Source organism: Flagellimonas sp. 2504JD4-2, assembly GCF_053642935.1.
In genome coordinates, this window is the sequence record NZ_JBSIOV010000001.1 from 413180 (window position 1) to 439473 (window position 26294).

Below are 26294 nucleotides of genomic sequence, written 5' to 3' on the forward strand. Positions count from 1 at the left end.
ATGATGGAGGTCAATAAACAATTGATCAACGGCAAAAGGGTTTTTGCATTTTTATCAAGGACGGATTTTTTAAAATTCATTGATAAGCGCAATAGCATTCTTGTAGCTTTAAATGCCGAAAAACTTAATAAAACGGACGAAAAACTTAACCGGTTGATTAACGAAAATATCGGCTATGCCGATGGTGTTGGTACGGTTTGGGCCCTAAAAAAGAAAGGTATAAATTCTGTAAAGATTCCTGGAGCGGAGTTTTGGCTGGACATCATTTCCTACTATCAGATGTCAAAATCATTTTATTTTATTGGCGCTTCCCAGGAAGTGATAGAACAAACCATTGATAAGCTCAAGAAAGAGTTTCCTAAGATCAACATCAAAGGATTTAGGAACGGATTCCTTGAGCAAGGGGATAGGGAAAAACTGATCTCAGAGTTTCAAGACCTTCAACCTGATGTTATTTTTGTAGCAATGGGAAGTCCAAGACAAGAGTATTTAATGGAGGATTTTTTAAAAAGGTATCCTGCATTGTACATGGGTCTTGGCGGGAGTTTTGATGTTTACGCTGGATTAAAGAAACGCGCCCCGCTTATCTTTCAAAAAATGGGATTGGAATGGTTTTATAGATTGCTTAAAGAACCAACACGCTGGAGAAGACAACTTACCTATATCAGCTTTTCATTAAAAGTCATTAGTAACAAGATTTAGTTATGCGAATTGTATTGCTAACACAGGACGAACCCTTTTATCTTGCCCAGAATATAGATTATTTGGCCAAGAACCTACCGGTAGGGGCAGAAATTGTTTCGGCAGTCCTTTTTGATGTGTCCCCTTTTGGTAAAAAGGAGTCGTTTTTGGACAAAGCAAAAAAGACGATGTCAATTTTTGGATTCAAATTCTTTTGTTTTTATTCAATTAAATATTTGCTCCATTTTTTTCAACCGAACAAGAATGTTCCAAAAACGCTGAGAAAAAATAACATTGCCGAAATAAGGTTGGAGAAATCTGTGAATAACAAGGAATCGTTGAAAATAATTGAGTCTTGTGAGCCGGATCTATTAATTTCAATAGCTGGGAACCAGATATTCAAAACGGATTTAATTAATTTAGCAAAGCACGGATGCCTTAATCTTCATACGGCGCTTTTACCAAAGTATCGGGGGCTTATGCCAAGTTTTTGGGTGTTGAAGAACAACGAGGAGAAAACGGGAGTTAGTGTTTTTTTTGTTGATGAAGGAATTGATAGCGGTCCCATTTTGGTTCAAAAAGAGATTCCGATAGGAAATTTAACGCAACAGCAGTTGATTAAAATATCCAAGAGAATAGGTATGGACGCCATCCTAGAAGCTATAGCGTTGATTATGAAAGGGGGATATCAACTAATCGACAACCCTGAAGAAGAAAAGACTTATTTTTCCTTCCCCACAAAAGAGGATATAAAAGAGTTCAAGAAAAAAGGCAAACGATTTTTTTAATGAGAATATTGACTTTTGACATAGAGGAATGGTTTCATATTCTCGACAATCAATCTACCAAAACAGAGAGGGAATGGGTTAATTACGAGTCCAGAATCCATGCAAACATGGATCGGATATTTGCCATTTTGGAAGATTCTGGGGCAAGGGCCACTTTTTTTTGTTTAGGTTGGATAGCGAAAAAATACCCTGATGTAATCAAGAGAATTGATGACCTGGGTTATGAAATCGGGACTCATTCCAATTTGCACCAATTAGCCTATGACATGTCGCAGGAGGAGTTTGAGGAGGACTTAAAAACATCTGTTCTGTTGTTGGAAGACATTACAGGAAAGAAGGTTAAATCGTATCGCGCACCTGGGTTTTCGATTAAGGAAAGTAATTTATGGGCGTTGGAGAGTCTTAGCAAAGCTGGTATAGAATACGATTGCTCTATTTTCCCAGCAAGTAGGGCCCATGGGGGTATTTCAGGTTTTGAAGAGGACAAACCTTGTATAATAGACTATAAAGGGATTTCTATTAAAGAGTTTCCTATCAATACGGCCCAATTCCTTTCCAAAAAGATGATTTTTTCCGGCGGAGGGTATTTCAGGCTTTTCCCGTATGCCTGGATTCGAAGGGCAAGTGCCAAGCAAGACTATATCATGACCTATTTTCATCCACGTGACTTTGACCCAGATCAGCCAATGATCGATGGGTTAAGTCTTGTTCGAAAATTCAAGTCATATTATGGGATTAAGAATTGCGGGAATAAATTAAAAAAATGGCTGGGAGAATATGAATTCATAGATTTGCGTACAGCAACGAACAAAATTGACTGGGCCAAAGTAAATGTTGTTAAATACAACTGAGAAAATAGTCACTAATTTTTAAGAAAGCATCATGTATTTTCTGGAAACCGCGGTTGCTATTTTTATAGGAGCTTTTTTGCTTACCTACCTTACAATTCCTAAAATTATTGGTGTGGTGGAGTATAAGAGACTTATGGATGATCCCAACAACAGAAGTTCCCATAAGTCAAAAACGCCTACATTGGGAGGTATTGCTTTTTATTTCGTTATGGTCATGGCACTCTTTTTCATTAGTGACAGAGATGTGCATGAGGAGGCGATGTACATTATACCGGGGCTGACAATTTTATTTATTGTGGGGTTAAAAGACGATTTGGTGGTACTGTCCCCAGGCTCTAAGCTTTTAGCTCAAATTATAGCGGTTTCTTTTATTTTAATCAATGAGAGTTTTACAATATTTTCCTTGAATGGGTTTTTTAATATCCATCAGATACCATATTTTCTGTATTTGGCAATAGGTGGTTTTGTGATGCTCACAATAATAAACTCCTATAATTTAATTGATGGTATTGATGGTCTGGCCTCCATCATAGGGATAGTTATTCTAATCATTTACACAGTAATTTTCTATTTGTCGAATGAACCCTTTTATGCTTTGATCAGCATTGCCCTCAATGCCTGCTTACTGGCCTTTTTCGGATTTAATGTTTCCTCAAGCAAGAAGATATTTATGGGAGATACAGGTTCGTTAATCGTTGGGTTTATTATTAGCATACTTACATTAAAGTTTTTGGCCTTAAAGCCTGAATCTTACGAGGGATTACCTTTTTTACTGGAAAATGCCCCGTTAATTGCAATTAGTATATTAATAGTTCCCTTGTTTGACACAGCACGGGTATTCGCCCTTCGTATAGCGAATAAAAGATCTCCTTTTTCTCCTGACAGGAATCATACCCATCATGTGCTCATTGATTTTTGGGGATTGAGCCATAAACAAGCTAGTTTTATAATTGGATGCTTCAATTTAATTTTTGTTGTACTGTTTATTATATTGGGAAGCAAGGCAAAGAACACCGGAATGGTAATAATGCTGGTAAGTGTTGTTATTTTGTTGGCTTATGTTTTCTTTAGATATAATTACAATTTCACAACGTTAAAGCAGAAAATTTTGCTAAAGAGAAAAATAGAATCTTTAAAGAGAAATCCGGAAAAGCTTGCAAAAAAGAAAAAAAAGAAGACTTGAAAAAAACCCTCATCACAGGCGCAGCAGGCTTCCTAGGCTCACATCTTTGTGATCGATTTATCGCGGAAGGACATCATGTCATTGCGATGGATAATCTCATCACAGGGGACCTAAAGAACATTGAACACCTCTTTCCGTTGGAACGATTCGAGTTTCATCATCATGATGTTTCCACTTTTGTGCATTTGGGAGGAGATTTGGATTATATTTTGCATTTTGCTTCCCCAGCCAGTCCAATAGATTATTTAAAAATTCCAATTGAAACCTTAAAAGTCGGTTCTTTGGGCACACTGAATTTGTTGGGATTGGCCAAGGATAAAAATGCGCGAATACTTGTAGCATCAACATCGGAGGTATATGGGGATCCATTGGTGCATCCACAAAATGAAGAGTACTATGGAAACGTTAGCCCAATTGGTCCAAGAGGGGTTTACGACGAAGCCAAACGCTTCATGGAATCCATTACCATGGCCTATCACCGACACCACGGATTGGATACCCGTATAGTTCGGATTTTCAATACGTATGGTTCTAGGATGCGCTTAAATGATGGCCGTGTGGTGCCCGCCTTTATGGGCCAAGCTCTTCGCGGTGAGGATTTGACCGTTTTTGGAGATGGCTCGCAAACCCGGTCCTTTACCTATATCGATGATCAGATAGAGGGAATTTATCGTCTTTTGATGAGCGATTATGTGGAACCCGTCAACATTGGAAATCCCGATGAGACCACAATACTGGAGTTCGCAGAAGAGATTATTAAACTTACTGGGACCAACCAAAAAATCATATTTAAACCTTTACCGGTGGACGACCCCTTACAGCGACAGCCAGATATTTCAAGAGCAAAGGAAATTTTGGATTGGGAACCCAAGGTACATCGTTCTGAAGGCTTGAAAAAGGTGTACGAATACTTCAAATCACTGTCTCCTGAAGAATTACACCAAAAGGAGCATCGCGATTTTTCACATTTAAATGGCAAATAAGTACCGATATCTAGCTCCTGATATTTGAATTGAATTATTTTTGCCAAAATTTTGATTGATGAACATTCTAGTCCTTGGTTCTGGAGGTCGCGAACATGCGATTACCCATAAAATATCTCAAAGCCCTAAAGTTGAAAAGTTGTTTGTTGCTCCCGGGAATGCCGGAACAGCTGCAATTGCCTCAAATGTTGATGTTGGAGTAAATGATTTTGGGGAGATAAAAAAACTGGTTCTAAAGGAGAACATCAACTTGGTGGTCGTTGGTCCAGAAGACCCTCTGGTGAATGGGGTTCACGATTTTTTCCTGAATGATTCAGAAATTAAGGGTGTTCCGGTAATCGGGCCGCGGAAAGCTGCTGCAGAACTGGAAGGAAGCAAAGAATTTGCCAAGGAGTTTATGATGCGTCATAACATTCCAACGGCGGCCTATCAGAGTTTTACTTCAACCAATCTGGAGGAAGGCTATGCCTTTTTGGAAACCCTAAATCCACCTTATGTGTTGAAGGCAGATGGACTAGCCGCTGGCAAAGGGGTATTGATACTTCAAGATTTGGATGAGGCAAAAGCCGAACTAAAGGCCATGCTACTGGACTCCAAATTTGGGAATGCCAGTGCCACAGTTGTTATCGAGGAGTTTTTGGACGGGATTGAATTGAGCTGTTTCGTGCTCACTGATGGTTCCGACTACAAAATTTTACCCACGGCAAAAGACTATAAAAGAATAGGGGAAGGAGACACTGGGCTTAATACGGGTGGAATGGGAGCTATTTCGCCGGTTCCTTTTGCCGATTCCAGCTTCATGGATAAGATTGAACAACGAATTGTTATTCCTACGGTAGAAGGACTTAAAAAAGACAACCTTCCCTATGTGGGATTCATCTTTATTGGATTGATCAAAGTTGGGGAAGAACCTATGGTGATCGAATATAACGTTCGTATGGGTGACCCCGAGACGGAAGTGGTCATACCCCGATTAAAATCGGATTTGGCTGAAGTTCTTGTGGCAATGTCAAACGGAACTTTGGATCAGGTCAACTTGGAAATAGACGAAAGGGCGGCTACAACGGTAATGGCGGTTTCAGGTGGTTATCCGGAAGCTTATGAAAAGGGAAAGGAAATTTCTGGGATTGGAAACATCCAAGATTCCTTGGTTTTTCACGCTGGAACCAAAATTATGGATGGCAAGGTTGTGACCAATGGCGGTCGTGTTATTGCCATCACTTCCTTCGGAAATAGTTTTAAGGAAGCATTACAAAAATCCTATCAAAACATAGAAAACCTAAGCTTTGAAGGGATGTATTACCGAAAAGATCTTGGATTTGACCTATAGGTAGGAGTGGGAGCTTATGCTCTTGTCTTCCTCACCATTATCATTGAAAATCTTGAGTTCCTTCATCCAATAAATCATGGCTACAAAACCGATTATGGCGAAAATCCAGTTCACGGAGTTGGAACCCCACCAGTTTTGCATAAATCTGAAGAAATCATAAGGAGCGAAAAGACCATTTACAAATAAGTCTTCAATGCCGTAAAAAAACTTGCTCATCTTAGCTATATTTACTTTGCAAAAGTAGTAAAACCTAAGATGATTTCAAGCTTTTTCGGAAAAACTAAACCGATAAATTACATTGTTTTATCTGTTTTTCTTTTCTTCTTCTATGTCGCCTTTCTTTTTTTGGGTTCGGGCAGGGGGATAACTGTCGATTCCCTTCCAGCAGAAGGATTGATTCTTGGGACCCTGTTACTTTCAATATATATCATTAGTAGAATGGTCAAGGTTGAGAAGGTGACGGCACTCAGCTCGTTTGCAATGCTATTTTTTACGTTGTTATTGTTGCCGTTTTCGGAAACCTTGGAAGACAAAAACGTGATTTTTACCAACCTCTTTTTGCTGTTGGCCATTTGGCGATTATTGGCCATCAAATCTATGAGGAATGTAAAGCATAAGATTTTCGATGCCACCTTTTTAATATGTGTGGCCACCTTTTTTTATGACTGGGCGATTCTATTTTTGATTCTTGTTTTTGTTGTGATCAATGTATACGATCGCAAACCCCCTAAAAACTGGATGGTCCCTTTTGTAGCTATAGTAACCATCTTTATACTGTCATATGCCTTGTTAAAATTTAACGGTTCACTTAATTTTTTCGAAGAGCACTATCGGTTCAGTATTGACTTTTTGACCTATGGGTTCTTTGAAAGTGGCAGTAACATAAAACTGCTGGTCTATGCATCCCTAATGCTGATCATAATGTTCCTGGTTTTTTTAAAAGTGAGGAAAAAGGGAGGTGGAAAATTGGTTTTGCTCCGAATCATTTTTTTGGCGTTTGTTCTGGGAACGGTCATGAGAGTGCTAAAATTCAATGAATCGTCCCCGGTATTAATTACCTTTTTTCCAACGGCAGTGTTTTTGACCAATTATTTGGAGACCATCAAAAGGCCTAAACTCAAGGAATTGATGGTAGGAATCTGCCTAGTACTTTCATTTTTGTTTTTTTTGCTAGAACTCAACCTATAAAATAGTCCTCCGGGAAAAAGAAATATAATATGTGTAATTCGTGACATTCGTGTCAAACAGGAAACAAAGGGAAACTTCAATTTTGAAAAGAAGTAAACAGGATTCAATTCACCTTAAAGCAATATCTTTGCCCAAATTAGCAATGCATGTTTAGTTCATTTGCCTTTAAGGTTTTTCAAGAGAGCATAGATACTTACCATATTAAAGATGATGTTTATCAAGAATTTGCAAATCCTTATCCAAAGGATAAAGTAGAACATTTGCTTTACCGAAAAAATTGGATAGATACGGTCCAATGGCATTATGAAGATATCATTCGAGACCCCGAAATCAATCCTGTCGATGCTTTAGACCTAAAACGAAAGATAGATGCCAGCAACCAGGATAGAACTGATCTGGTAGAATATATCGATAGCTATTTTTTGGATAAGTACAAGGATGTGGCGGTTGGTCCTAAGGCTTCAATTAATACGGAGAGTCCAGCCTGGGCCATTGACCGACTTTCTATTTTGGCCTTAAAAATTTATCATATGCAGGAAGAGGTAGATCGTACGGATGCATCCGCCGAGCATATTGAAAAATGTAGTCAAAAGTTGGCCGTACTTTTAGAACAAAAGAAAGACCTTTCTACAGCGATCGACCAATTGCTGGAAGATATTGCAGTTGGAAACAAGTACATGAAAGTCTACAAACAGATGAAAATGTACAACGACGATGAGTTAAATCCGGTACTCCGTGGACAAAAAGGGTAAGCAAACCCATATTTTGGTCATTCGCCTGTCTGCCATGGGTGATGTGGCTATGACAGTTCCAGTTTTACGAACCTTAATTGATCAAAACCCGCAGGTAAAGATTACGGTCCTTACCAAAAAGCCGTTTCTTCCCATTTTTTCAGGATTGAAAAATGTTGAGGTGTTTGAGGCCGATGTAAAAAAACGCCACAAAGGACTGGTCGGGCTGTGGAGATTGTACAAAGAGCTTAAACCGCTTCAGTTGGATGCCGTGGCTGATTTACATAATGTACTTCGGAGCAGGATTCTTCAAAAGTATTTCAACTTGGGAAAAACTCCTTTTGTACAATTGGACAAAGGCAGGGCGGAGAAAAAAGCGTTGACGCGCACCAGGGCCAAAATATTCAAACAACTCAAAAGCACACATCAACGTTACGCAGAGGTGTTTACTAAGCTTGGTTTTCCGATCGATATGGAAAAAGCAAAGCTTTTGGAACGCATTTCACTTTCAGATAAAGTACTTCAGCTGGTCCAACAAGACACGGCAAAATGGGTGGGAATAGCTCCTTTTGCGGCTCATGAGGGCAAAATGTACCCTTTGAACCTAATGAAGGATGTGATTCGCCAACTCAATGATACCAAAAGGTATAAAATATTGCTTTTTGGTGGAGGAGCCCAGGAAATTCAGCAGTTGGAGGGGATTTCCAAGGATGGAGAAAATGTTTTGAATATGGCCGGAAAGCTCAATTTGAATGAAGAATTGGAATTGATTTCGAATTTGGATGTCATGCTTTCCATGGATAGTGGCAATTCCCATTTGGCAGCTAATTATGGAATTCCGGTGATTACACTTTGGGGAGTTACGCATCCCTTTGCTGGGTTTTATCCTTTTGGCCAACCTGAAGAAAATGCTTTGTTGGCTGATCGTGGTCGTTTCCCTTTGATACCGACTTCTGTGTATGGTAATAAATTGCCCAAGGGGTACGAAAAGGCAATGGAAACCATAACGCCCCAACAGGTGGTAGATAAGATCACCACCATGTTGGATGCTTAGGCTACGACTTGTCTTTCTGAAATGGAATTAAAATAATGCTTCAATTGCTGCAGATATTGGCACTTTAATTGTCTTCCGTTGGTTTCTGACAACAAAGAACGCATACCTAAGTAGGAGGCAATGATATAGGTTGCCACGCCTTCACAATCAATATGGCGAGCAATATGACCATCAATTTTTCCATTCTTCAGTACAGAGACCAAATTCACTTCCCATACTTTAAGGATGTCCTTTAAATAAGTACTTATTTCGGTGTTTCGCTTATTAAACTCTGTGATAAAATCGTTTAGCATAAAACCATAGGCCATTTCGTTGGTCCTCCCGGGTTCCAAGGCCTTTTCCATACTGTCTATAATAGCATGTAAAGGATTTTCCTGCTCATTCAACGGCTCTACCAATAAGGCATAAACCTTCTGAACAATCAAGTTTTGCACAATACTGATAAAATAATCCTCTTTGGATTTAAAATGATGGTAAAAAGCACCTTTGGACAGATCCAGTTCGGTCAAGATATCATCCAGACTGGTATTGTAATAGCCTTTGGCATGAAAAATCTCGAGGCCCATGGTATGCAACCGGTGCATGGTTTCGCGTCGTTTTAGGTTTCGTTCCATAAGATTTGGTTTTGGGTTCAATTAGACCGTTAAGTCTGTTACAAAGTTTCTGCAGATTGGACCCAACCTCAAGAATCAAGGACGTATTTGTAAGAAAAATCGGTGAAACGTGAAAAAAGCACCCAAAATCGAATTTCTCAAAAATACGAACCGACCAGTGGGTCGGTTTAAGCGACCTTTTTTGGGGACGAAAAACAAATGTGATTTATACACAGGCACTTGAAAAAGTGCATAAAACTGTCTTACATAGGGTTCTATTGTGTCAATCTAACAATTTGACTTTTATTGTTGTTGTAAATTTCACGAACTTAACCTACTTGTGCTGAACTTGTTTCATTATCGTCCAGCAAAACGGACTAGGTCTAATTCGTTATGTAAAAAATAATTAGCAGCATGCGTTCAAGTATTAAATTCCGTTTTCGATACACTTTGATGTATATTGTTTTATGTTGTGGAATCTCTATGTCCTGTGGACAAAGAACTTCTGAAACAATAGAGATCAGAGGTGTTTACGGAAACCCTAAACCTTTCTGGGACAAAGAACTCAATCTTCAGGATTTTGGCGTCAATGCTATTTTTGTTCATAGTGGCTCCATTAATGAAGATATGATTAAGAGGGCTAGGGCAGAAGGATTATCCATCTATGCTGAATTCGCAACTTTGAATGGCAAAAACTATGTAGAAAACCATCCTGAGGCTTGGGCAATCAATGAAAGAGGGGAACAAGTGAGGGCTGCCTCTTGGTTTATGGGGGTTTGTCCAACAGAACCTGGATTTAGACAATATCGGTTTGATCAATTACATGATTTACTTTCTACCTATGACCTTGATGGTGTTTGGATGGACTATGTGCATTGGCACGCACAGTTCGAGGACCCCGAACCCATCTTGCCAGAAACCTGCTTTTGTGACCATTGTTTGAACACATTTTCAAAAGATTCAGGAATTGAGATACCTGAGGGAACCACTCCCCAAAAAGCAGATTGGATATTGAACAATCATGATACACCATGGCGCAGTTGGCGGTGCAAAGTGATTTATGATTGGACCTATGAAACGAAAAACATCATTAAGGAAATAAAGCCAAAGGCGCTCCTTGGACTTTATCATAGCCCATGGAACGATGATGAGTTTGATGGTGCACGATATCGTATCCTGGGACTCGATTATGATCTGTTAAAGGAAACGATTGATGTATTTTCTCCCATGGTGTACCATGAAAGAATGGAGCGAGATCCCAATTGGGTAAAAGAGAACATAGAGTGGTTTAGCAATCGATTGGACATAAAAAAGGATGCTTATCCAAAGGTATGGCCCATTGTACAGGCACATAATAGTCCAGGTGTTGTTTCCAAAGAGGAATTTGAAATTGTGCTGAAAGGAGGACTGGCAGGAGAGTCCAGCGGAGTTATGATGTTTACCACTTCGGCCGTGGCGGAAGACGATGGTAAGACCGCAGTGATGAAAAAAGTGTATACTGATTTGGAATAAATAGTATCAACCCAAAAGAGCCGGCCATAATTTCAGGTTGGATTTTTAATCCGAAAACCTGTAAATTCACTTACCTATGCTCAATGTATTTCTGTTTCAGCCGATACAGTTAAGTGAAACTAACCATACCCCAAACATTGGGCAATATTAAACACAAATTGATTTGAATCAGAAAAAAAGGGATAATCTCATTTGGTATGCTTTCATTATTATTTTGATAATATCTTCTATTTTATTCAATTTTAATGAAAGAAAGGAAATTGAAAATGATAAAGGGACTACTATTGGACGTGTTACTAAAGTTTCCTGTAATCAAAGCGGAGAAATTACCTATATATTCTACTATAAAGGTAGAAGATATGAAAACCTAGAATCTACTTGTTCTGGAGTGGTTGAAAATGATTTTTATGAAATAAATTTTAAAAGAAGCAATCCGAAAATATCAAGAATTGTCAGAGGTAAAGTAAAAAATCCAATGATTTTGGTTCAAAATGGCATTGAAATCGAAGGCAGCATTGAAAAAGTGAAATATAATCTTAAGAATTATTGTGACCTATATATCAATTATACGTATTTAAATAAAAAATACTCGGTTAGGACTAGAATTCATAAGGACAGTCTTCCCTGCGGCGCCATAGAAAAATGTAAAAATGCCCCTATCCCTATACAAATTAGTCATCATTATCCCGATTTGAACAATTTATATTTTGAAAGTCATGACAGGGGAGCTGTAAGAAAAAAATACTCAATAGATTAAAAGAGCATACCACAATAAGTACGATTTAGTATGTTTTGTGCTATCCGATAAAATCTACATTCACCCAAAAGAGGTGTCCACTTTAGTGGGCGGAAAGGGTATAAAATCATCCCTTCCGACCTTCGGTCACCTTCCCTTGCCAAGGGAAGGAGTTATTAATGGAAGTGCACTGATCAAAGCCAAAAACTCTCTTCAAACATGATTCGTCAGACGTAGTGGAAGATTAGACTAAGCCACCGTCCCTTGACAACTACTCCCTGCTCCCGCAGTACAGCCATAACAATGTTGGGATATGATGATATTGCGATCGTTTAAAACGTCCTCGTTATAATCTTTGATGTGTTTTACCTTACTGGCGACCTTTAGGTCGAGCATTTGGTTAAAGTCACAATCGTACAACCAGCCATCCCAACTTATGGAGATGGTATTGGTGCACATCACATTGGCCACCGCAGCCGGATTGTAGGCTTCGACCAAGGCGTACATGTAATCTTCATAGTTTTCCGAAGCGATCAGATAATCCAAAAAGCGCGAGATGGGTAAATTGGTTATGGCAAACAGATTATGGAACTGAATTCCAAAATCCTCATCCAATGCCTTTTTAAAATCACGCTCCATGGCCATTTGGTCCCCAGGCAAAAATGCTCCGGAAGGATTATAGACCAAATCCAATCGTAATGAGCTATCTGGCATGCCATATCCGACGGCATTCAATTCCTGTAAAGCTTTAATGGATTTATCAAAAACCCCATCACCACGTTGTTTATCAGTTTTGCCCCGAGTATAATGTGGCATGGAAGAAACCACATGCACATTGTGCTTTTTAAAGAACTCTGGTAAATCGTAATACTTTTTATTGGCCCGGATGATAGTCAAGTTGGAACGCACAATAAAATCTTGTATACCTGCTTTGGACGCTTCTTCTACAAACCATCTAAAGTTGGGATTCATTTCGGGTGCGCCTCCGGTAAGGTCCAAAGTGTGTGCTCCGGTGTTTCGAATAACCTCCAAGCACAGTTCCATGGTTTCGCGGGTCATAATCTCTTTTCTATCCGGACCTGCATCCACGTGGCAATGCTCGCATACTTGGTTGCACATATAGCCTACATTAATCTGTAAGATTTCCAACTTGTTGGGTCGAAGCGGGAAATGGCCAATTTCAGCAATCTTATCTTTAAAATAAGGAAGCTCGCCATCGGCAAAAATTCCACCATTCAAAATTTCCAATTGCTTATTGGTTTCAGCCAATTCGTTTTCCCGGGCCTTAAGGGATTTTTTGGCAGCCTTTTTAATTTGAGGCATTATACTTTCACTCATTTCAAAGATTTTACATGGATAACTTATTATACTTGTTCATCATTTGAACCCCGTGCACCAAAGTTGCGCCACTTTCAATGGCTGCCCCAGCATGGACCGCCTCCATCATTTCTTCTTTCGTGATACCTCTTTGCAACCCATCTTTGGTATAGGCATCGATACAATACGGGCATTTTACAACATGAGCTACCGCCAATGCGATAAGGGATTTTTCACGGGCACTCAACGCTCCTTCTTCAAAAACTTTTCCATAATAATCGAAAAACTTATTGCCGAGTTCTTCGCTCCATTCGGTGATTTTTCCAAATTTTCGAAGGTCTGCCGGATCGTAATAACTATTTGCCATTTTTATATTTTTTGGTTTGTCATTCCCGCTTTGGAGGGAATCTTATGTTCTAATTGAAAATGATTTTCCTTTTTTAACCCATTTCTCCATTCAAAAGAAATTCATCAAAACCACATACCTTATGAAGTGTTATTTTGAAGTGTAAACAGGATTTAAAATGCTAATTCTAGTGGATTGATAGCAAAGGGTTGGGTGAACCTTTGTTGAAAGAAAAAGTGATGAAACGAATTTCCGGTTTGGGAATAAACGAATCGAAAAATTGAATATCTGTATTAGTTAAGTCAGCTAAAATTTTAAAAACAGCCTTGGGAATTCTCCCAATGAATTTCAACAAAACCTTTACATCCTCAAGGACATCAATATCCCGAAGAGTGGGAAGCGTGTACAGTGTTGAATTATTAGTCCTGAATAACTGGGAGATTTTGTGGAACAATCCCACACGTTGCCATGGCAATTTTTGGAAAAGTTGGGCATCAAAGTTGGATTGGTGCAACCCCATGAGATAAAAACCACCATCTAAGGTCGGGCCAAGTACAGTTTTACCTTGTTTCAATTGCTTACTGGCCTCGGTTAAATGATGTGCCCTTAGTTCAGGACTATCATTTCCTATGGTGATTACATTTTCATAGCCTCTGTCATAAATGCTTTGGATGGCATGGGCAAAACGCTCCCCAAAGGTGCTTCCATGCTGTTCCTTTTCCGAAATATGGAAAAAAGGCAGGCCTGATTGTCGCACTACTTTAAGGGTATGCTCGATAAATTCTTGAAAAAGTTCTGTTTTGGGGATAGTAGTCTTCTTACGAGCGTCTACTTCAGCAGAGTTCGCGAAAATCAAAACAGCCGTTTCCTGTAATCCCTTGTTATTCAAAATTTGAGTCTCGATCGTTCTCTTAATATTAAGAATTTAGGTCGAAACTGGGGTGTTTCAATTACAATATAATCCCAATAATCTTAAATTTTAACATTCCGACCCGCTGGTCGGTTTTATAAAATGGAGAGTTTAGATTCGTCAGGATTAAAATCGAAGCAAAATCGATAAAGTGTAAAAAATGCTTCGGTTTTTAGGGAAAACAGACTAAGGAGTCGGTAATTGCACGCTCTTTTCCAGATAATTTTTGTGCATATCGTCATGCTGAACTTGTTTCAGCATCCCATTTCGTGCTGATGAGACCCTGAAATTAGTTCAGGGTGACAAAACTCGTTTCTGATGGATTAGAATTAATCGAGAACAGCGTTTCCCAGCACTTTTAAGTGTGCCTAAACATCATCATAATCCACCTTCAGGGTTGGGGTAAGTGGATGGGCCTGACAGGTCAAGATCAATCCTTCGGCTACTTCAGCATCCGTTAAAATCTGATTTTTTACCATTTCAGCTTTCCCTTCGGTAATTCTTGCAATACAACTACTGCATACCCCGCCTTGACAGGAATATGGAGCATCGATGTCTTCTTTGAGAACGGCATCCAATACCAGGGCTTTTTTATCCATGGTAAACGAAAAGGTTTCATCGTCAACCGTTACCTCCACTTTGGTTTTTCCATCCAAACTTTCCGCTACAGTGTCTTCCGTGTCCGAAGAGGTAAACAGCTCGAACAATATTTTGTTTTCAGCAACACCATTATTTTTTAAGGTATCTGAAACTGTGGAGATCATTTCTTCAGGACCACAGAGATAAAAAGCATCAAATGTGGTCTCCTTGAACTTGTTTTTTACGATAAAATTGACGGTTGAGGTTTCAATTCGACCGAAAAGAGAGTCCTCCTCCTGCGAACGGCTGTAGATGTTTTGAATAAAAAACCTATTGGTATATTTAGATTGAAGCTCTTGAATAGCCCGTAAATACATGGTTTCTTGGGGAGTTTGGTTTCCAAAGACTAAAACAAAAGTACTATCGGAATGACCTTCCAAAACGGTTTGTGCGATACTCATTATTGGAGTGATCCCGCTTCCTGCAGCAAAAGCAGCGATGTTTTTTGGAGCGGCATCTTGTGCAAAAACAAAACGCCCTTCAGGATGCATTACTTCCAATTCATCACCAGCTTTCAAACTTTCATTGGCATAAACAGAAAATGTACCACTTGGCATTTTTTTAATGCCCACAGTAACTCTACCAGAAGATGGCGCCGATGAGATGGAATAGGCTCTCCGCAACTCCTCGCCGTTAATACTATGTTTTATGGTAATATACTGTCCAGCGGTAAAGGTAAAAGTGTCTTTAAGATTATCTGGAATTTCAAAAGTCAGAGCTACTGCGTTTGGGGTCAATGCATCTACAGCAGAGATTTTTAGTGCATGAAAGTCACTCATGGAAGATCAATTTTTTTGCAAAGCTACGGATTCGGACAATTTTGATGGAAAGGATTTCAAAAAAAGAGCGGTTGGTGTAACAAATCGCATCAATTAGGTACTAACCTCTTGAAAATTACCAACCCATGTTTAAACGGTTTATAGATCTTCAGTGGAAAGCCTTTTTTAGGTCCTCATCTTTCGGTAAAAGTCTGGCTTTAAAGATTATCATGATTTTTTTCGGACTCTGGATGTTGGGCTCTGTGGTACTTATTGGTGCTTTTTTATATAAAATCCTTAGAGAAGTGTTTCCTGACCAGAATCCGATGTGGATGTTGAGCAGGTATATGGTGTATTGGATCTTGATCGAACTCTTTTTCAGGTACTTTATGCAAAAACTACCGGTGATGGATATCAAACCGCTGCTGTCCATGCCTATCAAAAAAAGTAGAATAGCGCATTATATTTTAGGTCGTTCGGGTTTCTCTGGCTATAACATTTTGGCACTGTGTTTCTTCGTTCCCTTTGGGATTGTTCTGCTGGTCAAAGGCTACCCAGCCTTAAATGTCGGACTGTGGTTGGTTTCAATATTTGCCTTAGTACTATGTGTTAACTATGTAAACTTTATCATAAACAAGAGCGATAAGGCGTTGATCATTATTGGTGGGATAATAGCCATTCTATATGGCTTGGACTATTTTCAGGTGTTACCGGTAAAAGATTTCTTCGGACCTATTTTTCATGGACTTTACCAGTACCCTGTAGCCGTTTTAGTTCCCATCGCACTGGCAATCATAACCTATTGGATCAATTTCAGCTACTTGAGGAACAAGTTGTTCTTGGATGCTTCACTACGTGTCAAAACAAAAGAAGCCAAGACTTCAGAATTGGCCTGGACCAGACGCTTTGGTGATATGGGAACTTTTCTACAGCTGGATCTTAAGATGATTTGGCGAAATAAACGAACAAAAGCCCAAGTTTTCATCTCCTTATTGTTTGTGTTTTATGGACTCATTTTTTACCTGCAGGATGTTTATGCCAGTATGGTGCCCATGTTTGCTTTTTTGGGAATTTTCATGACGGGAATTTTCCTGACCAACTTCGGTCAATTTATTCCAGCTTGGGATAGCAGCTATTATAGCATGATGATGTCGCAGAACATTCCACTTCGAAAATATTTGGAATCGAAAGCAAGCTTGATATCCGTAAGTGTGGTGACCATGTTTTTGCTCACCATACCCTATGTATACTTTGGTTGGGACAAGCTCGCCATCAACTTTGGAAGCGCCCTATACAATTTAGGGGTCAACATTCCCATGATCCTATACTTTGGTTCCTATAACAAAAAACGGATTGATCTTGAGAAAAGCCCGGTTGGGAATATGCAGGGAACCAGTGCAACCCAATTTCTGATCATAATTCCTGTACTGGGACTACCGATCTTAATTTTTACAGCATTCTATTATCTGATTTCTTTGGAAGCCGGAGTATTGGCCCTTTCCCTGATGGGGATAATCGGATTTGCGCTCAAAAACAAATTATTGAATATGATCACAGAGCAATACCGAAAAAAGAAATATGGTATGATTGCCGGATTTAAAGAAAAGAATAGTTAACAAATAGATTTCCGTTTAGCGGAAACTAAAATGAAAAACATATGATCACAACTCAAAATCTAACCAAAAAATACGGTTCACAATTGGTGCTGAATGTTGACGCTTTGGAAATTCCAAAAGGGCAAAGTTTTGGTTTGGTTGGAAACAATGGCGCCGGGAAGACTACCTTTTTCAGCCTGTTATTGGATTTGATTCAACCAACCTCTGGCAAGATTGTCAACAACGAGGTACAGGTGGACCAAAGCGAAGCATGGAAGCCTTTTACTTCTGCCTTTATTGATGAAACCTTTTTGATAGGATATCTTACCCCGGAGGAATATTTTTATTTCATAGGGGACCTTCGAGGAACAAACCGAGCGGATGTGGACAAGCTGTTGTCATCCTTTGAAGATTTTTTTCATGGTGAAATCTTGGGGCAAAAGAAATATCTACGAGATCTTTCCAAAGGAAATCAGAAAAAAGCGGGGATTGTAGCCTCATTTATTGGTAATCCTGAGGTGGTCATTTTGGACGAGCCTTTTGCAAATTTGGACCCTACCACACAGATTCGATTGAAAGCAATCATCAAAGATTTGGCAGCCAAGCAGGATGTCACGGTATTGATATCAAGTCATGACCTAATGCATGTAACCGAAGTTTGCGAACGCATTGTGGTTTTGAACAAGGGTGAAATAGTGAAAGATATCCAGACTTCAACGGAAACCTTAAAAGAACTGGAAACCTTTTTCGGGGAATAAAAAAGGCGATGGATGACATCGCCTTAGCTGTTTTTGATGTATGAATTAGGCCCCAAAAACGGATGGGTCATAAAAAAACTGTGCTTTTGTGATTTGGCCATTCGCTACCTGGTACATGCAAAATTCTTCCATGTTGACCCTACCACCCTCTTTAAAGGTAACATCACTTGTCATGGGCACCACAAAGTGATTGCCGACCACAATGGGATCTCCAACAGTTCCGCCATGGGCTTCTTCAATAGAGCTGGCCCAATAATCATATCCCTTTAAAATGTTGTCCCGTCCTTTTGTGACTTCATTGGGCACACCAGCCATCTCAACGCTTACCGCATCGTCGGCATATAAGCCATATGCCTCTTGATGTTTTCCTTCTCTGCAAAGGCTCACTAATTTGTCTGCAACTTCTTGTGTTGTCATTTTGTATTTGTTTTTATGATTAATAAATAAACTCGTTATCATTCGAACGCTTGGTTCAAATAGGTGTTCAAAGGTTTGATGGCATGAAAATGGTTCAAGATTTCTTCATTCAGTTTTTCTGAATTGTAAAAAGGCTCCAACGGAAATTCAGCCATCGCATAGAATTGTTTGTTATAGATCAAATCGGTTTTTTCTGCTACCGGAAGCAGACTCTTATCCAACCGTTTGGCCTTTTCACCGCTGAGCTGTCCAAAATTTTGAACAAATGTTGAATCCGACGTGATTTTGAGCAATCCTGAAGTATTCGTGGCAATATGGTTTCTTAAGGTTGAAAGTTCGGGAGGCCGCAACATAAATAACCCACCGCCTACATGAATACTGGTGGCATCGATACCCAAATAATACCCTGGAAGGATTGACTTTTTTCCATTAGGTGAAAATCCAGCCTTTAGAATGGTATGGTAGGGGGTTTTGTCCTTAGAAAAACGAACATCCCTGTTGATTCGGAACATGGCTTTTTTAGGATCGGCTAGTATTCGGGAATCCCAATCCATAAGGGTTGCCAAAAGATGCTCAAGTAAGCTTAGGAAGGGTTCTTTGACATCATTTTCATAGCGCTTTTTATTGGCATGGAACCATTCCTTATTGTTGTTCTTGGCAAGTTCTTTAAAGAAAGCTGTGTAAGCTTTGGTAATCATAAGACGTACATTTTAATGGATTTCATTTTGGCCAATCGCTTTGGGCATTATCTTGCAAAGCGGATACAATACATCGGTAAATTCCCGGCAATACGAACTCTTTTTATGCAACATTTCCGCTTCGGAATCTTGAAAGGTCATCACATGGGTAAAATAAGAGGGGTCATCAACTTGCTGAAATGATTTGTACAACAAAGTGCCCGGTTCATTTTTTTCAATGGCCGCAATGAATTTGGCAACGATTGCCTTTACTTCCTCAATCGATTCTGTCTTCACCTTATAAGGAACAAAAACATGGATCATGACTTAGCTTTTGAGATTTTGATTGATTTCTCGGCCCACTCCAGCAACAACTCCGGATTTTTCAAGACGGTTTCCGGTATTGAATAGTAAGGCATTTTCCCATGCTTATGGGCACCGGAATTTTCAAAAAACTCCAGTAATGAGGCGTCAGCTTTAAGATACGCCAATCCCTTCGAATCGACAATTCCAAACATTTTGCCATCATGGAATATCCCATGTCCGCCAAACATTTTTTTTGAACTGATCGAACCGATAAGCTCAAGCTTTTGAACCAATTCCTCCGCCGCTAAAACGGAAGTGTTTGTCATTTTCGCACCTTTTGTTCCCATCTTAATTTGAACTTATTTGTTCCAATGCTGTAGAGGTCAGCATTTCCCATTTGTCATGAAAGTCATAATGCACTTCGTACCAACCGCTGAGCGGTTTTTTGTTCTTGAATGGATTGAACTCCGAAACCTCCACGCCCAACTCGTCCAATGGATATTCTTTTCCAAGCTTAAACACCATTTTGTGCTTTCTGGAAAAGAAAGCGAACACCTTACTTTTATAGTGTATGGCAGGTGAACTCATCATTTTGCCTTCGGTCACTTCAGGATATTTTAGGCAAAACTGCTCCCGGATTTCCATAAATTTTTCCAACTCCATTTCCCAAAGCTACAAAAGAGGCAAAAGTGAAAATAAGGGGAAATAAGACACTTTAAAGGGTTGAATGTGCCAAGTATTACCATTACATTTATAGCACTAAAAGCATTGGGAATGAAATGAGTACAAGCCAATTTAATTTTTGGGCCATGGAAAATTAAATTTCTTGGTGCTAAAGCGTAGCGGTTGATCTATGCATAAATTTTTTAAATGCTTGATGAACGATGAAATAAAAAATTTCAAATAGATGAAACATGTAAGTATTTTGGTGCCGAAGGGCAATGCAATTTTGAGCAATGTTGTTGGGCCATTCAAGGTTTTGATGGCGGCAAATCAATTTTTAAAGCAGACAAAAGCAAGGGACGACGATTTTTTTGATATCCATTTGGTAGGACTGGAACATGACTATTCCCTGTACGATGGATTATTTAGTATTCACTGTGATAGTACTATTGCAGACATTGAAAAAACGGACTTAATCCTCATACCAGCGCTTAGACCGGACAAGCTTGATGCGGATTTGGAACAGAACAAGGATTTTATTCCGTGGATATTGCACCAAAGAAATGTTCATAATGCCGAAGTAGCCAGTATGTGTATGGGCGCTTTTGTGCTTGCCCAGACCGGATTGATAGATGGTAAACAATGTGCAACCCATTGGGCGGGAATGGAACTTTTTAAAAAGATGTTTCCCAAGGTGCACCTGGTTTCCAATAAAATCGTCACGGATGAAGATGGCATCTATTCCAGCGGTGGAGCATTTTCTTTTTTGAACCTCATGTTACATCTTATTGAAAAATACTGCGGAAGGGCAACCGCCATTTACCTTTCAAAATTCTTTGAGATAGATATGGACCGTGTGGACCAGAACCAATTTGCCATTTTTCAAGGGCAGAAAGATCATGACGACTCAGCAATCAAAGAAGCCCAAAAGTTTATTGAAAGCAACGTAAAGGATAAAATTTCGGTAGAGCAATTGGCGAAGAAATATGCCATAAGTAGTAGGAACTTTGTTCGACGATTCAAAAAAGCTACCCAAAATACACCATTGGAATATATTCAACGGGTGAAGATTGAAGCAGCCAAACGTAGTTTGGAATCCACGGAGCAAAATGTAAACGAGGTCATGTACCAAGTGGGCTATGCGGACCAAAAAGCCTTTCGCACAGTGTTCAAAAAATATGCTGGACTATCCCCGGTGGCCTATAAATCGAAATACAATCGCAGTAGGGTCAATTTTGAACGCCCAACGGCTTGGTAAAAGACGCATCTTTGTTAATGTTCGAGTACTCGCAAAAAATAATTGCATTTTACCGATGAGCCTTATAATAAACTGGCCGTTTTTCAGTTAAGGTAAAACACGATTACCTATAATTTTGAAGCTTCAATACCAAGTTTTTATAATATGTCTATTTACGGGAGTACTTTTCAACTCCTGTTCCACTAAAAAGGATGCTTTTGTCAACCGCAATTGGCATGCCCTAAAAACCAAGTACAATGTACTGTACAATGGTAATATTTCCTTTGAGCAAGGAAGAGAGGAATTGAATGCCAACTACCGCGATGATTTTTGGGAAATCTTGCCAGTTGAACGCCTTGAGGTTACTGAGGAAATCAAACTGGATTCGGAAGATAACAATCCCAACTTCATAATTGCTGAAGAAAAGGCCACGAAGGCCATCCAAAAACATAGCATGGACATTAAGGATGAGGAACGTAATCCCCAGACCGATGAAGCCTTTTTGCTATTGGGGAAGGCACGTTACTTTGACCAACGCTATATTCCTGCTTTGGAATCCTTCAACTATGTACTTCGAAAGTATGTTGAAAGCGATAAGTTGAATGAAGCCACGATCTGGCGCGAAAAGACCAACATGCGATTGGACAATCCGGAGTTGGCTATTAGAAACTTGAAAAGGCTCTTCAAATTTGAACGATTAAAAGATCAGGAACACGCAGATGCCAATGCAGTATTGGCACAATGTTACATCAACCTAAAAGTGAAGGATACCGCAATCCAAAAATTAAAGATTGCCCAAGCTTACACCAAAAAGAATGCGGAAAGGGGAAGATACCTGTTCATCATAGGACAACTTTACAACCAGTTGGGATATAAGGACAGTGCCAATTATGCTTTTGATAAAGTAATCGCACTGAACCGAAAGTCACCCCGGGTGTATATGATCAATGCCCACCTTAAGAAAATTCAAAACACGGAAATCACCGATACCAATCGCGAAGCACTGCTTGAGTATCTGACCGAGTTGGAGGAGAATCGCGAAAACCGTCCCTTTTTGGATAAAATTTACCGTGAGATTGCGCAATACCATATGGCCAATCAATCGGACAGCCTCGGTATTGCGTACTATAACAAATCACTGGCCGCCAACAAATCAGAACGCAAATTGAATGCGCTCAATTACCAAAGTTTGGCCGATTACAATTTTGATCAGGATGAATACAAAACGGCTGGAGCATATTATGATAGCACCTTGACGAATCTTGTAGTGAACACTAAAAAATACCGCAACATTAAAAAGAAGTTGGACAACTTAGAGGATGTGATCAAATACGAGGATATTGTTCAACATTCCGATAGCGTCATCACCTTATATGAGATGCCCGAGGCAGAGCGGCGAGCCTATTTTGAGGATTTTATTGCTGAACTCAAGCGTCAAGAGGAGGAAGCGGCTCAAAAAGAACTGGAAAGGACGACTGCCGGATTTGCTGCCTTTGCCGAGACTAAGGGCGGGAAAGAGAACAAAGGGAAGTTTTATTTCTACAACATCACAAGTTTAGGCTACGGCAAGAATGATTTTAAGACCCGTTGGGGCGATCGGACGCTTGAAGATGACTGGCGCTGGAGCAATAAGACCAGAGCCTTACCCTCTGAAGCGACAGGTGAGGAGATTTACGCAGGTCAAGATTCGCCAGCGGAAATTGGGGAAGACCAAAAATATTCCTTGGATTTTTATTTAGATCAAGTGCCGACAGATGTTACGGTCATCGATAGCCTAAGAGGGGAAAGAAACTTTGCCAACTATCAATTGGGATTGATTTATAAGGAAAAGTTTAAAGACAACCTTTTGGCCGCTGCCAAATTGGAAAGGGTATTGAAGCTTGATCCCGAGGAACGATTGATCTTACCATCAAAATACAACTTGTTCAAAATTTACGAAGAAACAGGAAGTCCGTTAGCGGACAATATGAAACAGGATATTATCCGCAACCATCCAAATACGCGTTACGCTGAAATATTATTGAACCCCCAAGTTGTACTTCAAGGAAATACGGACAGTCCCGATGCCCGGTATGTTTCCCTTTATAAATTATATGAAAAACAGGAATACCTGCAGGTGATCACGCTGGCACAGCAGTACATCAATAAATTTACAGGAGACCCAATAGTGCCCAAATTTGAAATGTTGAAGGCAAACGCGATTGGAAGATTGCAGGGCTTTGAGCCGTTCAAGGAAGCCTTGAACTATGTGGCCTTGACGTATCCGAATAATCCCGAAGGGAAAAAAGCCGAAGAGATGGTTGCCGATCAATTGCCCAAACTGGAATCCAAGGTGTTTTTGGATGACGGGGCAAAAGGCAATTGGAAAGTTGTGTTCCCATTTAAAATAAGGGACAACGAAAAGGCGTTAAAACTAAAAGAACGATTGGAAGCTTCCATCAAGGATCTTAACTATAAGAATATTGTTTCCAAGGACATATATAACTTGGAAGACCAATTTGTGGTTGTGCACGGATTCAAGTCAAAGGATTTTGCCTTGGGCTATGCAGAGCTTATAAAAAAGAATAAGGACTACCGAATCAACGATGAGAATTTTGTAGTTTTATCCAACAATTACAAAATCATCCAGGTTCATAAGATTTTAGAACTATACAAAGAACATATTTCAACCCCAAAACCCTAGAACACCATGTTTTCAGACAACAAAAAACCTCGCCCTATGACAGAATTTGGAGGACAGCCCAACCGAATCGAAAAGAATACAAAGATAAAAGGAAACATTACCTCCGAAGCAGACTTCAGAATTGACGGTAAATTGGAAGGTAATGTGAAAACTTCCGGAAAAGTGGTTATCGGTAAAGATGGCTACATCAACGGAAAAGTAGAATGCGTTAATGCCGATATCGAAGGAAAATTCAATGGCGAACTTGCTGTGAAGGATTTACTTTCTTTAAAAGCTTCCGCTATCATCGAAGGTACGGTAAGTGTTACAAAATTGGCAGTGGAACCCGGAGCAACATTTAATGCGGCCTGTACTATGGGCAAAGGAGTGGAACCAGCTCCGAGCGCTTCAAAGCCACAGCCCATAAAGACCAATGAGCCAGCAAAAGCCTCCTAAGAAGAAAAACAATTTTAAGAATGCCGCGATGCTGTCCGGCATCGCCTTTGAAATGGGTGCCATTATTTTCTTGGCCGTGAGAGGCGGGAAATGGCTGGATGCACATTACCAGAACGAAAAGAATATTTTTACGGTAATTGCCACTTTATTGGGAGTGGCTATTTCTATTTGGGTAGTTTTGCAGCAACTAAAACGTATAAAATATTGATGCCCAAACTCAATTTTCCGGCCAAGTTTGTAGCACTTCTGGTGACACTGTTGCTGATTTCCTTTGGATTGCACATTTTGGTTTTATCAAACATGGAATTGCCCACTTTGGACAATTTGATAGTGCGCTCCTATGTGGTCAATGGACTTCTTGCAGTGATTATCTTCATATTGCTGTATAAGTTTCGTCAAAAACTGAAAAACCAGATCGGATTTCTGTTTATGGGAGGCAGCTTGTTGAAATTCGTGTTTTTCTTCCTGCTTTTTTACCCCACTTATAAGAGCGATGGTGACATGTCTGGCCTCGAATTTGGTGCTTTTTTTGTGCCCTACTTAGTGGCTCTTTTTTTGGAAACATTTTACACCTCGAAAATGCTCAAAAATTTGGAAGACGACTCCAAATAATTTGACCCTCAAAATCCTCAAAAATAAAAGCTTGAAAGCTTTTTTCTTTTTGTAAGAAAGAATTACATTTGCACCGATTTTTGAGAGACCGATATTTTGAGCGAAATGCAAAAAACTTTTTTCAAGGGAATACTCGTTGTAACAGCACTATTTTTAGGTCAGTTCACTTTTGCCAGTGAAAAAGAAAACGAGGCCGGTGATCACGGCAAAGACCTTAAGACAGAAATAAAGGAATATATCTCCCACCACCTTCAGGATTCACATGATTTTTCACTGTTTTCGTATACCAAGGAAAATGGGGAGCATAAATATGTGGGATTCCCATTGCCAGTAATGTTGTGGGATGATGGCTTAAAGGTTTTCTCATCTTCAAAATTCCATCATGGAGAGACTTTGGCTGAGGTAGATGGTAACTATTACAAGCTATACCACAGCAAAATTTATAAGACCGACGCTGAGGGAACTATCCATTATGATGAAGACCATCATGCCACAAACGTAAAACCTTTGGATTTTTCAATCACAAAGAACGTGGTAATGATCATCGTAACCGGATTGTTGATGCTTTGGTTGTTCTCAAGTTTGGCAAGATCGTATACAAAGAATAACGGAATCCCGACGGGGGCAGGTCGTTTCTTTGAGCCTATCGTGCTTTACATACGTGATGACATAGCCAGACCAAATATTGGAGAAAAGCGATATAGAAAGTACATGCCTTTCTTGTTGACCATATTTTTCTTTATCTGGTTCTTGAACATTTTTGGATTGACCCCGCTGGGAGTAAACGTAACTGGAAACATTGCAATTACAGTTTCTTTGGCATTAATGACATTTGTTATAACCAATGTTACAGGTACCAAGGATTATTGGATGCACCAGTTTGATCCTCTAGGAAAGTCATTGCCTTGGTATGGAAAAATACCATTGTACATCATTTTGGTTCCGATTGAATTGTTGGGATTGATCATCAAACCATTTTCACTATTGATTCGTTTGTATGCGAATATGCAGGCAGGCCACATTGTATTGATGAGTTTGATCGGGTTGATGTTCATATTTAAGAGTTGGTTGGGAAGCCCATTGTCTTTTGGACTGGCTTTCGCCATTTCATTGATTGAAGTATTGGTAGCATTGCTACAAGCATATATTTTCACCATGTTGAGTGCATTGTATTTCGGATTCGCTTCAGAAGAACATGAGCACGATCATGAACACGAGGCAGAAGTTGCCCATTAACAAAGAATGTTATTCAAAGCGGTCACTAAGCGCAGTCGAAGTGAAAGCGAAGAATCTAAATATTGAATTTTAATT

30 protein-coding genes are annotated in these 26294 nt (G+C 39.6%); 19 read left to right on the plus strand and 11 right to left on the minus strand.

What is annotated here, in order from left to right:
- From ACULLH_RS01865 to purD, 6 genes are read left to right on the plus strand one after another with little or no spacing between them, the layout of a single operon-like run.
- Positions 1-702 carry a WecB/TagA/CpsF family glycosyltransferase gene (locus ACULLH_RS01865; protein ID WP_454087025.1) on the plus strand — a complete coding sequence of 234 codons (702 nt, stop codon included), beginning with the start codon at positions 1-3 and terminating at the stop codon, positions 700-702.
- A 2-nt stretch (positions 703-704) separates the two neighbouring features.
- Positions 705-1469: a methionyl-tRNA formyltransferase gene (locus ACULLH_RS01870; RefSeq protein WP_454087026.1), complete on the plus strand. Its 765-nt coding sequence runs from the start codon at positions 705-707 to the stop codon at positions 1467-1469.
- On the plus strand, positions 1469-2320 hold the full coding sequence (locus ACULLH_RS01875; protein WP_454087027.1) for a polysaccharide deacetylase family protein: 852 nt from the start codon (positions 1469-1471) through the stop codon (positions 2318-2320). The genes ACULLH_RS01870 and ACULLH_RS01875 overlap by 1 nt, the downstream gene beginning before the upstream one ends.
- Positions 2321-2351: 31 nt before the next feature.
- Positions 2352-3503: a glycosyltransferase family 4 protein gene (locus ACULLH_RS01880; RefSeq protein WP_454087028.1), complete on the plus strand. Its 1152-nt coding sequence runs from the start codon at positions 2352-2354 to the stop codon at positions 3501-3503.
- Positions 3500-4486 (plus strand): UDP-glucuronic acid decarboxylase family protein, encoded by a 987-nt coding sequence (locus ACULLH_RS01885; RefSeq protein ID WP_454087029.1) that lies wholly within the window; start codon positions 3500-3502, stop codon positions 4484-4486. The genes ACULLH_RS01880 and ACULLH_RS01885 overlap by 4 nt, the downstream gene beginning before the upstream one ends.
- A gap of 58 nt (positions 4487-4544) precedes the next feature.
- A complete protein-coding gene (gene purD, locus ACULLH_RS01890; RefSeq protein ID WP_454087030.1) occupies positions 4545-5816 on the plus strand; it encodes a phosphoribosylamine--glycine ligase in 1272 nt (423 codons plus the stop codon).
- Here the strand turns inward: purD and ACULLH_RS01895 are convergent.
- On the minus strand, positions 5811-6032 hold the full coding sequence (locus tag ACULLH_RS01895; RefSeq protein WP_454087031.1) for a DUF6341 family protein: 222 nt from the start codon (positions 6030-6032) through the stop codon (positions 5811-5813). The two genes, purD and ACULLH_RS01895, sit on opposite strands and share 6 nt — an antisense overlap.
- Positions 6033-6071: 39 nt before the next feature.
- On the opposite strand from ACULLH_RS01895, the gene ACULLH_RS01900 reads away from it, so the two are divergent.
- The 3 genes from ACULLH_RS01900 (at position 6072) to ACULLH_RS01910 (ending at position 8789) form a co-directional block, all read left to right on the plus strand.
- Positions 6072-7004 (plus strand): hypothetical protein, encoded by a 933-nt coding sequence (locus tag ACULLH_RS01900; RefSeq protein WP_454087032.1) that lies wholly within the window; start codon positions 6072-6074, stop codon positions 7002-7004.
- 146 nt (positions 7005-7150) lie between these two features.
- Complete coding sequence (locus tag ACULLH_RS01905; protein ID WP_454087033.1) at positions 7151-7756, plus strand: DUF4254 domain-containing protein; 606 nt, start codon at positions 7151-7153, stop codon at positions 7754-7756.
- Complete coding sequence (locus tag ACULLH_RS01910; RefSeq protein ID WP_454087034.1) at positions 7740-8789, plus strand: glycosyltransferase family 9 protein; 1050 nt, start codon at positions 7740-7742, stop codon at positions 8787-8789. Before ACULLH_RS01905 ends, ACULLH_RS01910 begins: the two co-directional genes overlap by 17 nt.
- Here the strand turns inward: ACULLH_RS01910 and ACULLH_RS01915 are convergent.
- Complete coding sequence (locus ACULLH_RS01915) at positions 8786-9403, minus strand: TetR/AcrR family transcriptional regulator (protein WP_454087035.1); 618 nt, start codon at positions 9401-9403, stop codon at positions 8786-8788. The two genes, ACULLH_RS01910 and ACULLH_RS01915, sit on opposite strands and share 4 nt — an antisense overlap.
- 393 nt (positions 9404-9796) lie before the next feature.
- Between ACULLH_RS01915 and ACULLH_RS01920 the strand changes: the two genes are divergently transcribed.
- Complete coding sequence (locus tag ACULLH_RS01920; protein WP_454087036.1) at positions 9797-10894, plus strand: family 10 glycosylhydrolase; 1098 nt, start codon at positions 9797-9799, stop codon at positions 10892-10894.
- A 163-nt stretch (positions 10895-11057) separates the two neighbouring features.
- A complete protein-coding gene (locus tag ACULLH_RS01925) occupies positions 11058-11651 on the plus strand; it encodes a hypothetical protein (protein WP_454087037.1) in 594 nt (197 codons plus the stop codon).
- Positions 11652-11879: 228 nt separating this feature from the next.
- Here ACULLH_RS01925 and arsS read toward each other — a convergent pair whose 3' ends face one another.
- The 4 genes from arsS to ACULLH_RS01945 all read right to left on the minus strand — a co-directional run bounded on the left by arsS (position 11880) and on the right by ACULLH_RS01945 (position 15621).
- Positions 11880-12968: an arsenosugar biosynthesis radical SAM (seleno)protein ArsS gene (arsS, locus tag ACULLH_RS01930; RefSeq protein WP_454087038.1), complete on the minus strand. Its 1089-nt coding sequence runs from the start codon at positions 12966-12968 to the stop codon at positions 11880-11882.
- A 10-nt stretch (positions 12969-12978) separates the two neighbouring features.
- Entirely contained in the window at positions 12979-13314 is a 336-nt protein-coding gene (locus ACULLH_RS01935) for an arsenosugar biosynthesis-associated peroxidase-like protein (protein ID WP_055397919.1), read from the minus strand.
- A 166-nt stretch (positions 13315-13480) separates the two neighbouring features.
- Complete coding sequence (locus ACULLH_RS01940; protein WP_454087039.1) at positions 13481-14182, minus strand: TIGR04282 family arsenosugar biosynthesis glycosyltransferase; 702 nt, start codon at positions 14180-14182, stop codon at positions 13481-13483.
- 389 nt (positions 14183-14571) lie between these two features.
- Positions 14572-15621: a 2Fe-2S iron-sulfur cluster-binding protein gene (locus tag ACULLH_RS01945; RefSeq protein ID WP_454087040.1), complete on the minus strand. Its 1050-nt coding sequence runs from the start codon at positions 15619-15621 to the stop codon at positions 14572-14574.
- Between the two features lie 125 nt (positions 15622-15746).
- Here ACULLH_RS01945 and ACULLH_RS01950 point away from each other — a divergent pair, with 125 nt between their 5' ends.
- Both ACULLH_RS01950 and ACULLH_RS01955 read left to right on the plus strand, forming a co-directional pair.
- On the plus strand, positions 15747-17216 hold the full coding sequence (locus ACULLH_RS01950) for a DUF5687 family protein (RefSeq protein WP_454087041.1): 1470 nt from the start codon (positions 15747-15749) through the stop codon (positions 17214-17216).
- Positions 17217-17257: 41 nt separating this feature from the next.
- Positions 17258-17953 (plus strand): ABC transporter ATP-binding protein, encoded by a 696-nt coding sequence (locus tag ACULLH_RS01955; RefSeq protein WP_454087042.1) that lies wholly within the window; start codon positions 17258-17260, stop codon positions 17951-17953.
- A gap of 45 nt (positions 17954-17998) precedes the next feature.
- Here the strand turns inward: ACULLH_RS01955 and ACULLH_RS01960 are convergent, their stop codons facing one another.
- From ACULLH_RS01960 to ACULLH_RS01980, 5 genes are read right to left on the minus strand one after another with little or no spacing between them, the layout of a single operon-like run.
- Positions 17999-18370: a SnoaL-like domain-containing protein gene (locus ACULLH_RS01960; protein WP_454087043.1), complete on the minus strand. Its 372-nt coding sequence runs from the start codon at positions 18368-18370 to the stop codon at positions 17999-18001.
- Between the two features lie 38 nt (positions 18371-18408).
- Complete coding sequence (locus ACULLH_RS01965) at positions 18409-19068, minus strand: DUF2461 domain-containing protein (protein WP_454087044.1); 660 nt, start codon at positions 19066-19068, stop codon at positions 18409-18411.
- Positions 19069-19080: 12 nt separating this feature from the next.
- Entirely contained in the window at positions 19081-19371 is a 291-nt protein-coding gene (locus ACULLH_RS01970) for a putative quinol monooxygenase (protein WP_454087045.1), read from the minus strand.
- A complete protein-coding gene (locus tag ACULLH_RS01975; protein WP_454087046.1) occupies positions 19368-19700 on the minus strand; it encodes a TfoX/Sxy family protein in 333 nt (110 codons plus the stop codon). Before ACULLH_RS01975 ends, ACULLH_RS01970 begins: the two co-directional genes overlap by 4 nt.
- A 1-nt stretch (position 19701) precedes the next feature.
- Positions 19702-20016, minus strand: a complete 315-nt coding sequence (locus ACULLH_RS01980) for a hypothetical protein (protein ID WP_454087047.1) — start codon at positions 20014-20016, stop codon at positions 19702-19704.
- Between the two features lie 244 nt (positions 20017-20260).
- Between ACULLH_RS01980 and ACULLH_RS01985 the strand changes: the two genes are divergently transcribed.
- From ACULLH_RS01985 to atpB, 6 genes are all read left to right on the plus strand, one after another.
- Positions 20261-21274: a GlxA family transcriptional regulator gene (locus tag ACULLH_RS01985; protein WP_454087048.1), complete on the plus strand. Its 1014-nt coding sequence runs from the start codon at positions 20261-20263 to the stop codon at positions 21272-21274.
- A 115-nt stretch (positions 21275-21389) separates the two neighbouring features.
- On the plus strand, positions 21390-23936 hold the full coding sequence (gene porW / locus ACULLH_RS01990) for a type IX secretion system periplasmic lipoprotein PorW/SprE (protein ID WP_454087049.1): 2547 nt from the start codon (positions 21390-21392) through the stop codon (positions 23934-23936).
- A gap of 6 nt (positions 23937-23942) precedes the next feature.
- A complete protein-coding gene (locus ACULLH_RS01995; protein WP_454087050.1) occupies positions 23943-24371 on the plus strand; it encodes a bactofilin family protein in 429 nt (142 codons plus the stop codon).
- Positions 24349-24579 (plus strand): AtpZ/AtpI family protein, encoded by a 231-nt coding sequence (locus ACULLH_RS02000; RefSeq protein WP_454087051.1) that lies wholly within the window; start codon positions 24349-24351, stop codon positions 24577-24579. The genes ACULLH_RS01995 and ACULLH_RS02000 overlap by 23 nt, the downstream gene beginning before the upstream one ends.
- A complete protein-coding gene (locus ACULLH_RS02005) occupies positions 24579-24983 on the plus strand; it encodes a DUF6168 family protein (RefSeq protein WP_454087052.1) in 405 nt (134 codons plus the stop codon). Before ACULLH_RS02000 ends, ACULLH_RS02005 begins: the two co-directional genes overlap by 1 nt.
- A gap of 105 nt (positions 24984-25088) precedes the next feature.
- Positions 25089-26219 carry a F0F1 ATP synthase subunit A gene (gene atpB / locus ACULLH_RS02010; RefSeq protein WP_454087053.1) on the plus strand — a complete coding sequence of 377 codons (1131 nt, stop codon included), beginning with the start codon at positions 25089-25091 and terminating at the stop codon, positions 26217-26219.
- The last annotated feature ends 75 nt before the right edge of the window (positions 26220-26294 follow it).

Excerpts from the sequence above, each read along its gene's own strand:
- ACULLH_RS01865 (WP_454087025.1), top strand. The coding sequence starts at position 1 with ATGATGGAGGTCAATAAACAATTGATCAACGGCAAAAGGGTTTTTGCA.
- ACULLH_RS01870 (WP_454087026.1), top strand. The coding sequence starts at position 705 with ATGCGAATTGTATTGCTAACACAGGACGAACCCTTTTATCTTGCCCAG.
- ACULLH_RS01875 (WP_454087027.1), top strand. The coding sequence starts at position 1,469 with ATGAGAATATTGACTTTTGACATAGAGGAATGGTTTCATATTCTCGAC.
- ACULLH_RS01880 (WP_454087028.1), top strand. The coding sequence starts at position 2,352 with ATGTATTTTCTGGAAACCGCGGTTGCTATTTTTATAGGAGCTTTTTTG.
- purD (WP_454087030.1), top strand. The coding sequence starts at position 4,545 with ATGAACATTCTAGTCCTTGGTTCTGGAGGTCGCGAACATGCGATTACC.
- ACULLH_RS01895 (WP_454087031.1), bottom strand. The coding sequence starts at position 6,032 with ATGAGCAAGTTTTTTTACGGCATTGAAGACTTATTTGTAAATGGTCTT.
- ACULLH_RS01900 (WP_454087032.1), top strand. The coding sequence starts at position 6,072 with ATGATTTCAAGCTTTTTCGGAAAAACTAAACCGATAAATTACATTGTT.
- ACULLH_RS01905 (WP_454087033.1), top strand. The coding sequence starts at position 7,151 with ATGTTTAGTTCATTTGCCTTTAAGGTTTTTCAAGAGAGCATAGATACT.
- ACULLH_RS01915 (WP_454087035.1), bottom strand. The coding sequence starts at position 9,403 with ATGGAACGAAACCTAAAACGACGCGAAACCATGCACCGGTTGCATACC.
- ACULLH_RS01920 (WP_454087036.1), top strand. The coding sequence starts at position 9,797 with ATGCGTTCAAGTATTAAATTCCGTTTTCGATACACTTTGATGTATATT.
- arsS (WP_454087038.1), bottom strand. The coding sequence starts at position 12,968 with ATGAGTGAAAGTATAATGCCTCAAATTAAAAAGGCTGCCAAAAAATCC.
- ACULLH_RS01935 (WP_055397919.1), bottom strand. The coding sequence starts at position 13,314 with ATGGCAAATAGTTATTACGATCCGGCAGACCTTCGAAAATTTGGAAAA.
- ACULLH_RS01945 (WP_454087040.1), bottom strand. The coding sequence starts at position 15,621 with ATGAGTGACTTTCATGCACTAAAAATCTCTGCTGTAGATGCATTGACC.
- ACULLH_RS01950 (WP_454087041.1), top strand. The coding sequence starts at position 15,747 with ATGTTTAAACGGTTTATAGATCTTCAGTGGAAAGCCTTTTTTAGGTCC.
- ACULLH_RS01955 (WP_454087042.1), top strand. The coding sequence starts at position 17,258 with ATGATCACAACTCAAAATCTAACCAAAAAATACGGTTCACAATTGGTG.
- ACULLH_RS01960 (WP_454087043.1), bottom strand. The coding sequence starts at position 18,370 with ATGACAACACAAGAAGTTGCAGACAAATTAGTGAGCCTTTGCAGAGAA.
- ACULLH_RS01965 (WP_454087044.1), bottom strand. The coding sequence starts at position 19,068 with ATGATTACCAAAGCTTACACAGCTTTCTTTAAAGAACTTGCCAAGAAC.
- ACULLH_RS01970 (WP_454087045.1), bottom strand. The coding sequence starts at position 19,371 with ATGATCCATGTTTTTGTTCCTTATAAGGTGAAGACAGAATCGATTGAG.
- ACULLH_RS01975 (WP_454087046.1), bottom strand. The coding sequence starts at position 19,700 with ATGGGAACAAAAGGTGCGAAAATGACAAACACTTCCGTTTTAGCGGCG.
- ACULLH_RS01980 (WP_454087047.1), bottom strand. The coding sequence starts at position 20,016 with ATGGAGTTGGAAAAATTTATGGAAATCCGGGAGCAGTTTTGCCTAAAA.
- ACULLH_RS01985 (WP_454087048.1), top strand. The coding sequence starts at position 20,261 with ATGAAACATGTAAGTATTTTGGTGCCGAAGGGCAATGCAATTTTGAGC.
- ACULLH_RS01995 (WP_454087050.1), top strand. The coding sequence starts at position 23,943 with ATGTTTTCAGACAACAAAAAACCTCGCCCTATGACAGAATTTGGAGGA.
- ACULLH_RS02000 (WP_454087051.1), top strand. The coding sequence starts at position 24,349 with ATGAGCCAGCAAAAGCCTCCTAAGAAGAAAAACAATTTTAAGAATGCC.
- ACULLH_RS02005 (WP_454087052.1), top strand. The coding sequence starts at position 24,579 with ATGCCCAAACTCAATTTTCCGGCCAAGTTTGTAGCACTTCTGGTGACA.
- atpB (WP_454087053.1), top strand. The coding sequence starts at position 25,089 with ATGCAAAAAACTTTTTTCAAGGGAATACTCGTTGTAACAGCACTATTT.